At 70.3% G+C, this 12,022-nt stretch carries 6 protein-coding genes and 1 tRNA gene; 2 read left to right on the top strand and 5 right to left on the bottom strand.

Annotated elements, in window-relative coordinates:
* Positions 1–66: 66 nt before the first annotated feature.
* Positions 67–1,131, bottom strand: a complete 1,065-nt coding sequence (locus K225_RS0119435; protein ID WP_026437866.1) for an ABC transporter ATP-binding protein — start codon at positions 1,129–1,131, stop codon at positions 67–69.
* Positions 1,132–1,237: 106 nt separating this feature from the next.
* Between K225_RS0119435 and K225_RS0119430 the strand changes: the two genes are divergently transcribed.
* Positions 1,238–2,866, top strand: coding sequence for an iron ABC transporter permease (locus K225_RS0119430; RefSeq protein WP_026437865.1), 1,629 nt, complete (start codon positions 1,238–1,240; stop codon positions 2,864–2,866).
* A 162-nt stretch (positions 2,867–3,028) separates the two neighbouring features.
* Entirely contained in the window at positions 3,029–4,441 is a 1,413-nt protein-coding gene (locus K225_RS0119425; protein ID WP_026437864.1) for a phosphatidylserine/phosphatidylglycerophosphate/cardiolipin synthase family protein, read from the top strand.
* A 146-nt stretch (positions 4,442–4,587) separates the two neighbouring features.
* On the opposite strand, the gene K225_RS0119420 is transcribed toward K225_RS0119425, so the two are convergent.
* From K225_RS0119420 to K225_RS0119405, 4 genes are all read right to left on the bottom strand, one after another.
* Positions 4,588–4,662: transfer RNA gene (locus K225_RS0119420), tRNA-Arg, on the bottom strand.
* Positions 4,663–4,768: 106 nt separating this feature from the next.
* The gene (locus K225_RS0119415; protein ID WP_026437863.1) at positions 4,769–8,947 is read right to left on the bottom strand and encodes a translocation/assembly module TamB domain-containing protein; all 4,179 of its coding nucleotides are present in this window, start codon (positions 8,945–8,947) and stop codon (positions 4,769–4,771) included.
* Positions 8,947–10,827 (bottom strand): autotransporter assembly complex family protein, encoded by a 1,881-nt coding sequence (locus K225_RS0119410; protein ID WP_026437862.1) that lies wholly within the window; start codon positions 10,825–10,827, stop codon positions 8,947–8,949. The genes K225_RS0119415 and K225_RS0119410 overlap by 1 nt, the downstream gene beginning before the upstream one ends.
* Positions 10,828–10,831: 4 nt before the next feature.
* Complete coding sequence (locus tag K225_RS0119405; protein ID WP_026437861.1) at positions 10,832–12,019, bottom strand: VWA domain-containing protein; 1,188 nt, start codon at positions 12,017–12,019, stop codon at positions 10,832–10,834.
* Positions 12,020–12,022: the final 3 nt, after the last annotated feature.

Genomic DNA, 12,022 nt, shown 5'->3' with positions numbered 1-12,022 from the left:
GCTTACTTGAGAGCTGTGGGCGTTCTGCAGACAGGCGTTTTCGGCCGACCTGGTTTGAAACAACCGTCAGTCGCGCGCAAACGTGACCACGTGATCGACCTGCGCCCGGATGCCAATCCACTCGCCCACGGCGTGGTTGTGGTGGCTGGGCACATGGGCCATCAGGGTCTGGCCGCTGGCCAGGCGCAGCGTGTACAGGAACTCCGAGCCGCGAAACGACTTGCGCAGAATCTGCGCCTGCACGGGTGCGTGGTCGTCATGCACCACATCGTCGGCGCGCAGCAGCACATCGCATTCGCCGCCGGGGTAGCTGGCGGGCAGGGGGCATTCGGTCAGATCGGTCAGGTCGCCCAGCGGGGTGTGCGCCACCACGTTGTTGCCGCGCTGCACCAGCGTGGCGGGGGTGAAGACGCCGTGGCCGATGAAGTCGGCCACAAAGCGCGTGGCCGGCCGATGGTAGAGGGTGTACGCATCGTCCCACTGGTGCAGGTGGCCTTCGTGCATGACGCCAATCACATCGCCGATCGCAAAGGCTTCGAACTGGTCGTGCGTGACGAACAGCGCCGTGGCCCCGGCGGCCTTGAGGATGTCGCGCACCTCGTGCGCCAGGCGCTCGCGCAGATCGACATCGAGGTTGGAAAATGGTTCGTCCAAGAGCATGAGCTGCGGGCGCGGGGCCAGGGCCCGCGCCAGCGCCACGCGTTGCTGCTGACCGCCCGAAAGCTCGTGCGGAAAGCGCGCGCCGCTGCCTTCCAGCCCCACCAGTTGCAGGGCCTCGGCCACGCGCGCAGCCTGTTCGGCCCGGGGCAGCTGGTGGATGCCGAAGGCCACGTTGCGCTCCACGCTCAGGTGCGGGAACAGGGCGTAATCCTGGAACACCATGCCGATGCGCCGCGATTCGGGCGGCATGTTCAGGTGCGCGCTGCCCACCAGCTGGTGCTTCAGGCGGATCTCGCCGGCCGATACCGGCTCCAGTCCCGCCACGGCGCGCAGCAGCGTGGTCTTGCCGCAGCCCGAGGGGCCGATCAGCACGCCGATATCGCCCGCATGCAGCCCCAGCGTGACGCCCTGGACAGCCGCCTGGGAACGGCCTGCGTAACGCACTTCCAGTTGGGAAACCTCAAGAAACATGGCTTGATTCTAGTGGGGCGGGGCGAATGCTTAAAATTCGCATTTGCATTCCTGGACGCCCCTGTGGGCCGGTCGTGCCATTCCCTCATCTGCCGAGCTCCCTGCCGTGTCCCGCACCCGCTTTTCTTTATCGACCCTGCCGCTGATTCTGCTGGTGGGCCTGCTGGCCTTGCCCGTCTTGGCGCTGCTGGCGTCGTGGCTGCCCTGGGGCGTGGTGCAGGCCGATACCGGCACCATCCTGCGCGAGATGGCCAGCACCGTGCTGCCCCGCTACCTGTGGACCACGCTGTGGCTGGGTCTGTGGGTGGGGGTGGGCGCGGCCGTGGTGGGCACGGCGGCGGCGGCGGCGGTCACGCTGTTTGATTTTCCGGGTCGGCGCACGTTCGAGTGGCTGCTGCTGCTGCCGCTGGCCATGCCGGCCTATGTCACGGCCTATGCCTACACTGACTTTCTGCAGTTCAGCGGGCCGTTGCAGGTGGCGCTGCGCGAAACTTTCGGGCTGGAGGGGCGCCTGCTGCCCGAGGTGCGCAGCCTCTGGGGCGCCATCTGGGTCTTCACCTTCTCGCTCTATCCCTATGTCTATCTACTGGCGCGCACGGCGTTGGGCGAGCGCGCGGCGCACCTGATGGAGGCGGCACGCCTGCTGGGAGCGCCACTGTCCCGGCGCATCGCCACGATTGCGTTGCCGCTGGCCCGCCCGGCCGTGGCGGCTGGCGTGGCACTGGCCCTCATGGAAACCCTGGCCGACTTCGGCGTGACCAGCTACTTCGGCATCCAGACCTTCACCACCGGCATCATCAAGGCCTGGCTGTCCATGGACAACCGCATTGCCGCCGCGCAGTTGTCCACCATGCTGCTGGCCCTGGTGCTGCTGCTGCTGTGGCTGGAGCACCGCGCCGAGCGGCGCATGCGCTTCACCGCCAAGGGCACCGGCCACGCCGGCGCCACCGAGGCCCAGCCCGTGCCACTGCGCGGCCTGGCGCGCGGCCTGGCCTGGGGCGTGTGCACGCTGCCCGTGTTCATGGGCTTTGTGGCGCCGGTGGCCTTCATGCTGCGGCCGCTGGCGTCCGACTGGTCGGTGCTGCCCTGGGACCGTTTCCTCGAATGGGCCTGGAACAGCGTGTGGCTGGGGGGCATCACCGCCGGCCTGGCCGTGGCCGTGGCCTTGGCGCTGGCCTTTGCCGTGCGTCGCAAGTCCGACCTGCTGACACGCGGCGCGGTGCGGCTGGCCAGCGTGGGCTATGCCGTGCCGGGCGCGGTCATCGTGGTGGGCCTGCTGCTGCCGGTGGGCTGGCTGCAGGCGCGCGTGCCGCAGTGGGGTGTGGCGGCGCTGGTCACCACCACGGCGGTGGGTATTGTGTGGGCGTACCTGGTGCGCTTTTGCGCGGTGGCGCTGCAGTCGGTGCAAAGCGGCTATGCGCGCATTCCACCGAGCCTGGACGACTCGGCGCGCATGCTCGGCGCGGGCAGCGCCCGCCTGATGGCCCGCGTGCACTGGCCGTTGCTCAGGCGCTCCACCGCCGCTGCGGCGCTGCTGGTGTTCGTGGACGTGATGAAGGAGCTTCCCGCCACCATGGTGCTGCGCCCCTTCAACAGCGACACCCTGGCCGTGGTGGCCTACCAGCTGGCGCGCGATGAACGCCTGGGCGAGGCCGCTCTGCCTTCGCTGGCGCTGGTGGCCGTGGGGCTGGTGCCGGTGATCCTGCTCAGCCGCACGCTGCGCGCCCGCACCTGAAGCACGCCGGGGGCCGGGGCATGGCGCCCGCCCTGCGCGCCCGCTATGCTCGGGTGCCATGGGTTTGCTGGCATCCGATGATTTTCCGCAAGGCGTCGCAAGGGGCCATTGGCTGCGTTTTGCCTGCGCTGCCACATGGGCCCGCAGGCTCCTGGGGGCTGCATGACCGGCCTGGTGCTGCTGTCGGGCCTGGGGCACGCCATCGTGGTGGCGGCGGGCCTGCTGGTGTATGTGCTGCTGACCCGCATCGACCACCAGCGGCGCCATCCTTCGGCGGCGCTGGCGTGGGTGGTGGGCATCGTGGCTTTTCCCTATGTGGCGCTGCCCTTGTTCCTGCTGGTGGGTTCGCGCAAGTTTGCGCGGCCCTTGCGCCAGCCCCATCGGCCTGGCGATGGGGCGGTGGCCGGCCCTGCGGCGACGGGTGAGGGCCCGGCCTGGGCCACGCGCCTGCTGGCGGGCATGGACCTGGCGCCTGCGGTGCGCAATGCCCGTGTCCACTTCCACGAAGACGGCCCCGAGGCGCTGCAGGCCCTGCTGGCGCTCATCGATTCCGCCCAGCACAGCCTGGATGTGTGCACCTTTGTCTTCGGCCACGATGCGGTGGGCGCGCGCGTGGCCCAGGCCCTGGCGCGGTGCGCCCAGCGCGGCGTGGCCACGCGGCTGCTGCTGGATGCCGTGGGCAGCTGGCACACCCCGGCCGCCATGCTGCGCCAGCTCAGCCGCCAGGGCGTGCAGGTGCGCCGCTTCATGCCCATGCTGCACAACCCCATGCGGGGGCGCACCAATTTGCGCAACCACCGCAAGATGGCCGTGGCCGACGGGGCACGCCTGTGGAGCGGTGGGCGCAACCTGGCCAGCGAATACTTTGTGGACCGCCCGGACAGGCCCGCATGGCTGGACCTGAGCTTCGATGTCGAAGGCCCGCTGGCCGCGCTGGCCCAGGCGCAGTTCCGGGCCGACTGGCGCGCGGCCACGGGCCGCGTGCGCTTTACCCGCCATCTGCCGCCTCCGCGCCATGCGCTGGCCGGCCCGCCCGGCGGTGCGCTGGCCCAGTGGGTGCCCAGCGGCCCCGACCAGCCCGATGACACCGCCTATGCCCTGCTGCTCACGGCGGCCTACCACGCGCAGCGGCGCATCGTGGCGATCACCCCGTATTTCGTGCCCGACGAAGCCTTGCTCGACGCCTGGTGCATTGCCTGCCGGCGCGGGGTGCAGGTGCACCTGATCGTGCCCGCCCGCTCCAACCACCGCCTGGCCGACTGGGCCCGCGAACGCGCACTGCGCCAGCTGGCCGCCGCGGGCGCGCAGGTGTGGCTGGCTCCCGGCATGGTGCATGCCAAGGCGGTGCTCATCGACGACAGCATGGCGCTCACTGGTTCGCTGAACCTGGATGCGCGCAGCCTGTTCCTCAACTACGAAAGCATGACGGCCTTTTACGAGCGCGCGCAGGTGCAATGGCTGTCCGACTGGTGCGCTCGCCAGATCGCCACGGCCCAGCCGCACCCTGCGCGCCAGCCGTCGTGGTTGCGCGATATCGCCGAGGGCGTGGTGCGGGCGGTGGGGTTCCAGCTGTAGGGGGCGATCCGCGCGCAGGGAGTGTGCGCTGGAGGTGCCGTGGCCAGACTCGCCATGGGCGGCGATCGCTGTGATTCTGATCGCTGGATGCGCTAGTGGATTCAGCGCTTGGGGCCAATTCCATCGCGAAACTTTCGAAGCAAGCCTGGTCCCCTCGACAGGAATCGAACCTGTATCTAGCGCTTAGGAGGCACTCGTTCTATCCATTGAACTACGAGGAGCAAGCAGGCGCGGATTGTACGCGCTCTGGTGCTTCTGTATTGATAGCTGGTAGCGCTTTCTGCAAGAGCGTCAAGGCCGTATTTGACTTGTCAAGGTGCGCCCGGATCAGTCGTAGCGCACGGTGTAGATGATGTCCACCGCGCTTTTTTCGCCCGTCTGGCCGCGCAGCGTGAGGCGGCGCGAGAGGTCATAAAAGATGTAGAGCGTGCCCAGCGTGCCCGACAGGCTGCGCTCGTAGGTCACGTACATGTCCTTGGACAGGCGCTTGCCGAAGGTCAGCGCGGCGCTGGCGGCGTCTTCGCCCGCGCCGGGGCCCTTGAAGCCGATCTCGTCCAGCCCCAGGCGGCTGGCCACCTGGGCGGTGGGGTTGCCGCTACCGCCGCCGCGGCCCAGCAGGGCCAGGGCCGCCTGCTGCAGCACGGCGGCCTCGGCACCGCCGTTGGCCGTGTCGCGGCCCAGCACCACCCAGGAGAGCTTTTCGGCGTCGGGCAGTTCGGGGTCGGAATACAGCCGCACGCGCGGCGCCAGGGCCGTGCCGGTGACCTGCACCCCGGCGCGCATGCTGATGTTGGGGCGCAGCGCCAGGATGTCGAGCGCGGGGTTGTTGTAGGGGCCGTTGAAGCGGATCAGGCCCGTTTCCACGTCCAGCATCTGGCCCCAGGCGCGGTAGCGGCCTGCGTCGGTGCGCACCTCGCCGGTCACGCGGGGCGGGGCGCCGGGCACGGTGCTGCTGCGGATGTCCAGCTCGCCGGTGAGGCGGGTGGTGATGCCCTGGCCCTGCAGTGCGAAGTCGCGACCCAGGTTGAGGGTGATGGCCACGGCGGGCGGCCGGGTGGTTTCGGCCTGCGCCGCTTTCTGGTGGGCGCGGCCGGCCGCCTGGGCCCTGGCCTGGTCTTCGCGGTCTTTGGCGGCCGAGCGCACCACCACGTCCGAGCCCAAGCGGGGCGCCGATTCGTCGGGCAGGATGATGGTGGCGCGGTCGGTGGTGAGTTTGCCGCGCAGGCTGAACTGGCCTTGCTGCAACTGCGCCTGCACCTGGCCCGACACGCTGACCTGGCGGTCGGCGCGCACCAGCACCTGCAGTGCGCGGGCCTCGGCCGTGATGTCCATGGCCAGGCCCGACAGGCCTGCGCCGGGCTCGTCCCAGGTGAGGCGGCCCGAGCCGGTGAGGGTGCCGCCGTCTTGCGGCGCGGGTGTGCGGTTGCCGCTGAAACCCGCAATGCGTGCGTTGCTGCCGCGCCCGCCCTGCAGGCGCAATGTGGTCAGCTCCAGCTGGTTGTCCCGCAGCGTGGCGCGCAGCTGGCCGTTCTGCAGATCCACGCCATCGACGACGGAGCGCACGGCCAGGCCATCCGCGCCCAGCGTGCCAGCCCAGCGGGGGGCGTTGCGCGTGCCCGACAGGGTGGCGTTGGCATCGAGGGTGCCGCGCACGCGCCAGCCCGGCGGGGCCAGGGCAGACCACACACCCACGTCGGGCAGGCGGGCGCCCACGCTGGCGGCCAGCGGTGCGTCGGGCGCCCAGGTGGCATCCGCCAGTGACTCGCCCAGGGTGAGGCGGGTGCTGGCGCTGGCGTCGATCTCGCCGGCGCGCTCGCTGGCCCAGAGCAGGCGTGCGCGCAGGGCCTGGCCCTCGGCCTCCAGCGTCAGCTCGGCCTGGCGCACACCGGCGCGGCTGCCGCGCGGGGGAGCGGTGATGGCAGTGGGGCTGCCCGCGCCGGTGCCCTGGCCGCTGCTTTGCAGCACCGTGACCGGGGTGGCCTCGCCCGCGAGGATGTGCAGGTCGCCGCTGGTGCGCCGCAGGCTGGCCTGGGCGCGCAGGGTGGTGCCGGCATCCACGTTCCATTGGCCTTCCAGCAGCATGTCGCCGCCCAGGCCCAGGCGGGCCAGCAGCGGCTGCACCGGCTGGCCGGCCACGGCCGGCGCGCCTTCCAGCCCGAGGGCATCCAGCCAGGCAAAGGGCAGGCCTTGCAGGCGGCCCTGGCTTTGCAGGCGCATTGCCGGGCCGGGCCCTGACTGGTAACGCAGGGGCTGCCATTGCAGCGCCACGCTGCCGGGCAGCGGGCCGGTGAGGCGGGCCAGACCGGCCGCCGCCTGCAGTGCCACCCTGCCGGGTGCGCCGGCGACGGGGCCGAACTGCGCCGTCAGTTCCAGGGGCTCGGCAAGCGCCAGGGTCCAGGGGCCGGGGCGTCGGGTGTCTTGCACCTGCACCCGCAGCGTGTGCACCTGCACCTTCCATGGCCCGGCGGATGCCAGCCCGCCCGCCACGCGGGCGTGCAGTGTGGTCTGCAGCGGGCCCGTGCGCAGCTGGCCGTCCAGTGCCAGCGTGGCCTGCGCCAGCGAGCCCGACAGCTGCGCCTGCAGCGATTGCATCTGCACGGAGGTGGGCACTGCGGTGGTGCCGTTGCCCGGCGGCAGGGCCAGGTCGAATTGCGGGGCTGACAGCGTGGCCTGCAGCGTGAACGGGGCCTTGTCCGCAGGCGGCGACTTGCCCTCCCGGGCGGCCTGCAGTTGCTCTGCCAGGCTTTGCCAGCCGCCCGTCCAGCGGCTGGCCAGTTGCGCCTGGCCCTTGAGCGTTGCGCCTTGCAGGGCCTTGGACAGGCCCGGCAGCTGGGCCAGCCAGCGCTGGGTGCGGTCGGCGTCGGTCCACTGTACCTGCAGATCTCCGGCGCCGGAGCGGGGCGCTAGCGTCCCCTGGGCCTGGGCGCTGGCGCCGGGTACCGTGAGCTGCAGTTGCCCTTGCACGGCAATGGCGCCCAGCGCCACCTGCAGCCCGGTGGCCTGCAGCCGCGCCTGCATGGCATCGACCAGCAGGCGATCCAGCCGCACGGTTCCTCCGCCTTCCTGTGCCTGCCATTGCCCCCTGGCCTGCAGGGTGTTGATGCGCAGTGCAGGGCCACGCGGCGCGCGGGCCTGGCCGGCCCCGATGTCGGCCGTGAAGGCCATGCCGCCCTTGCCCTGGGTTTGCGCCACCACGCTGCCGGACAGGGGTGCGGCGGCCAGTGCCGAGTGCAGTGCCTCGGGGGGCAGTTGGCGCAGCTGGGCTTGCGCGTCGATGGCGCCGGTGGCGGGTGTGTAGTGGCCCTGCAGGGTGGCCGTGCCCTGGCCCACGCTGGCCGTGGCGCCGGGAACACTCCAGCGCGTGCCATCCCAGGTGGCGCTGGCCGCGAGGGCAGTGAGCGGCAGGCGCGATTGGTCCCACGGGCCTGCCAGCGCATTCTGGATCTGCGCTTGCACGGCCCAGCCCGAGGCCGCCGGCGCCACCGTGGGGCCGGCCTGCAGCGTGCCGTGCAGCCGCGTGGCGGGGGCCTGGGGCCACAGCGTGGCCAGGTTGACGGCACGCAGCGTGGCGCGCGCCTGTCGCACCGGCTGGGGCGCCCACGGGGCCAGGGTGGCCTGCAGGTCGGCCTGCATGGCTTCGGGCGTGGCGGCTTTGGCGGGCTGTGGCGTATTCTGGGCTGTCTGTGCGACAGGGCGCAAACGGGCCTCCAGCTGCAATTGCGCCGCCGGGCCGGACAGCGTGCCCTGGAGCGTGGCGTGGGCCTGCACCTGCACGCTGGTGCCGCTGCCGGGGACGGCTTGGTACACATTGCCATCCACCGTGGCGTCGAGCGCCATGGGGGCCTGGGCGTCCAGGGTGGCGCGGGCGGTGTAGCGGCCCTGGGCCAGCGCCACCTCGCCTATCGCCAGGTGGTGCTGGCGCCCGTCAAAGCGGTAGTCGCCCACCAGCCCCGTTGCTTCGACGGCCGGTGTGCCAGCCCACTGCAGGCGGTCAATGCGAAAGGGCAGGCCGATCTGCAGCGGCAGCAGCAGTGTGTCGAGCGGGGTCGGGGGTTCAGCGCTCGGCGGGCCCAGCGGGGTGATCGCCAGGTGGGCGGCATGCACCTCGCCCAGCTCCAGGCGGCGCTGCAGCAAGGGCGCCAGCTGCCAGCCCACCCGGGCATCGCTGACTTCCACGCGCAGTGCGGGGCTGCTCCAGCGCAGCCAGCCGATGCGGCCACCGCTGCGCAGCGAGCCGCTCACCTCGCGGCTTTCCAGCGTCTGGCCGGCGGGCAGGTACAGGGCTGCGCGTGCCAGCAGGGTCGCCAGGGAACTGTCGCGGCCCGACCACCACCAGGCCAGCGTGCCGGCTGCCAGCACCAGGGCGCACAGGCACACCAGCAGCCAGCCCGTGAGGCACAGTGCCTGGTGCGCCCACAGGCCACGCGCGGGCGCAGTGGATGGCGTGGCACCGCCCGCCGAAAAGTCTGCCGGGGGTGCGCGCCGGGCTGGTGGCTTGTGGCGCATCAGAAGCTGAACCCCAGGCGCAGATGCAGCCGCAGCTGCTTTGCCTGCACGCCATAGGCCAGGTCGGCCTGCAGCGGGCCCACCGGGCTGCGCCAGCGCACACCGGCGCCCACGCCGACGCGGGGGGCCATGTCGCCCACGCGATCGGCCACGGCGCCGGCATCGACGAACAGCGCGCTCTCCCAGTCGGTCATGGCGCCGTTGTAAACAATGGGGCGTTGCCATTCGGCGCTGGCCAGGGCCAGGTAGCGGCCGCCAAAGAGCTGTTTGTTCTCGGTGCGGGCGCCGATGGCGCGGTAGCCATAGCCGCGCACGGTGGTGTCGCCGCCGGTCAGGAAAAGCTGGGTCACCGGGATCTGCGCGGCCTGGCGTGCCAGCACGGTGCCGGCTTCGGCCCGCAGGGCAACGCGGGCATTGCGTGCGCCACCGGTTTCGGCCTGCACGCGGCCCGCTGCAAGGAACGCTTGCCAGCGCAGCAGCGTGCGCACAAAGGGGTCGCGCTCCGGGGTGAACGTGGTGCCCGCCCCCAGTTCCACCGCCAGCCCGTGCCCGCGCGTGGGCGCCACGGTGCTGTTGAAATAGCGGCCCGTCCAGCCATAGTTCAGGGTCAGCGCCGTGGCCGAGGACGGAGCGTTCAGGCCCTGGCTGTTGGCGTAGTCGTACTGCAGAAAATAGTTGCGGTCGATGCGCGTGCTGCTTTTGCTGCGGCCGGTGCGCAGGCGCGCGCTGTTGACCTCGTAGTCGCCCGTGGTTTCGCGTTGCCCCTGGGCCGAGACAAACCAGCGCCAGCCATTCTCGTCGGGCAGGTCGGTCCACTCGGTGCCCGCCAGCTTGGTCTCGCGGTCCAGCGACAGCTTGCTGACCGCACGCCAGCCCAGGCCGGGCAGCTGGTTGTGGATGTGGTCCATCGAAAGGCGCGGGCCGCTGTCGGTGGACAGGCCGGCGCCAAACACCAGTTTTTGCAGCCGCGCCTCGCGCACCTGCGCCACCACGGGGGCGGCTTGCGGGTCGGTGCCTTCGGTGTCGAGCGTGAGGAACACGGCGTCGTAATAACCGCTGCTGGCCAAGCGCAGCTGCGCATCCATCAGCGCGGCCTCGTCATAGAAGGCGCCGGTGGGCAGGCGGGCCAGGCGCCGTGCGCCATCGGGGTCGTAGCGTTCGCTGCCCTGCACCCTCAGGGGGCCGAAGCGGTAGGCGGGGCCGGTGTCGTAGGTCACGCTCAGCGCCGCCTGGTGGGCGTCGGCATCCACCTCGGCCCGGCTTTGTGCGATGTGGGCCGTGGGGTAGCGTCGCACCTGCAGCTGGCGCAGGCCGTCGGTCTTGGCGCTGTCCCAGGCCGACTGGGTGAAGGGCTCGCCGGGCTGGAGCGACCAGTTGCGCTGCAAGCTCTCTTGCCGGCGTGCGCGGTTGTCTGTGCCTTCGTCGGTGCGCTCGGCCACGGTGATGCGCGTGCTGGCAATGCGGGTTTGCGGTCCGGGCTCTACCGTCACCGCCACGGCGCGCAAGGCGGCGCTGCTGCCCGGGGTGTCGGTCATCACCACCGTGATGGTGGGGGCAAAGTAGCCCAGCGTGCCCAGCAGCTCACGCGCGTTGGCGTCGGCGGCGGCCAGCAGGCGCTGCAACTCGCCATCCTGCAGGTCGGTAAGGTTGCGAAAACGCTGCAGCTCCAGATGGCGCTCCAGGGTCTCGCGCACGCCATCGGGTGCATTCACCTCGAGCGTGAATGCGGGCAGGGCGGAACGGTCGGTGACGGGAGCGGAGGCGGCATCTGCGGCGGCACCTTGTTCGCCCAGTGGCAGGAGGCTGCAGCCTTGCAGGCATACCACGCAGAAAAACAGCAACGCCGGCCATCGGGCCGGCGTTGGAGGCGCAATGGGCATGCGCTTATTTTGACAGCAGCCGCATGGTTTCCTCCAGCCCCTTGAGTGACAAAGGGTACATGCGGTTGCCGATGAGCTGCTGGATGATGCTGATGCTCTGGCGGTACTGCCACACACCCTGTGGTTCGGGGTTGATCCAGGCGAACTTGGGGAAAGCGTGCGTGAGGCGCTGGATCCACTCGGCGCCGGCTTCCTCGTTGTTGTATTCCACGCTGCCGCCGGGCTGCAATATCTCGTAGGGGCTCATGGTCGCGTCGCCCACGAAGATCAGCTTGTAGTCCTTGTTGTACTTGCGGATGATGTCCCAGGTGGGGAACTTCTCGGCGAAGCGGCGGCGGTTGTTCTTCCACATGAAGTCATAGACGCAGTTGTGGAAGTAATAGAACTCCAGGTGCTTGAACTCGGTCTTCACGGCACTGAACAGCTCTTCCACGCGCTGGATATGCTCGTCCATGGTGCCGCCCACGTCCATCAGCAGCAGCACCTTCACGTTGTTGTGCCGCTCGGGCACCATCTTGATGTCCAGGTAGCCCGCATTGGCCGCCGTGCTGCGGATGGTGTCGGGCAGGTCCAGCTCCAGCTCATGCCCCTCGCGCGCGAACTTGCGCAGGCGGCGCAGTGCCACCTTGATGTTGCGCGTGCCCAGCTCCTGCTGGTCGTCGTAGTCCTTGTAGGCGCGCTGCTCCCATACCTTCACGGCGCTCTTGTTCTTGCCCGCGCCGCCAATCCGGATGCCCTGGGGGTTGTAGCCGCCGTGGCCAAAGGGCGAGGTGCCACCCGTGCCGATCCACTTGTTGCCGCCCTCGTGGCGCTCTTTCTGTTCTTCAAGGCGCTTCTTGAGCGTCTCCATGAGTTCGTCCCAGCCCATCTTTTCGATGGCTGCCTTTTGCTCGGGCGTGAGTTCGTTCTCCAGGATCTTGCGCAGCCAGTCGGCCGGGATCTCCTTGGTGAAGTCGGCCACCATCTCCACGCCCTTGAAGTAGGCGCCGAAGGCCCGGTCGAACTTGTCGTAGTGCTTCTCGTCCTTGACCAGCGTGAGGCGCGAGAGGCTGTAGAAGTCGTCCAGGCTCCAGGCGTCGTCCGACTTGGGACCCACCACGCCGGCCTGCAGGGCTTCGAGCAGGGTGAGGTATTCCTTGACCGAAACCGGCAGCTTGGCAGCGCGCAGGGTGTAGAAGAAGTCGATCAGCATGAT

The sequence above is a fragment of the Acidovorax sp. JHL-9 genome (assembly GCF_000426205.1).
GTDB lineage: Bacteria > Pseudomonadota > Gammaproteobacteria > Burkholderiales > Burkholderiaceae_C > Acidovorax > Acidovorax soli.
This window is presented reverse-complemented; position numbering and strand designations above follow the sequence as displayed.

Excerpts from the sequence above, each read along its gene's own strand:
- K225_RS0119435 (WP_026437866.1), bottom strand. The coding sequence starts at position 1,131 with ATGTTTCTTGAGGTTTCCCAACTGGAAGTGCGTTACGCAGGCCGTTCC.
- K225_RS0119425 (WP_026437864.1), top strand. The coding sequence starts at position 3,029 with ATGACCGGCCTGGTGCTGCTGTCGGGCCTGGGGCACGCCATCGTGGTG.
- K225_RS0119415 (WP_026437863.1), bottom strand. The coding sequence starts at position 8,947 with ATGCGCCACAAGCCACCAGCCCGGCGCGCACCCCCGGCAGACTTTTCG.
- K225_RS0119410 (WP_026437862.1), bottom strand. The coding sequence starts at position 10,827 with ATGCCCATTGCGCCTCCAACGCCGGCCCGATGGCCGGCGTTGCTGTTT.
- K225_RS0119405 (WP_026437861.1), bottom strand. The coding sequence starts at position 12,019 with ATGCTGATCGACTTCTTCTACACCCTGCGCGCTGCCAAGCTGCCGGTT.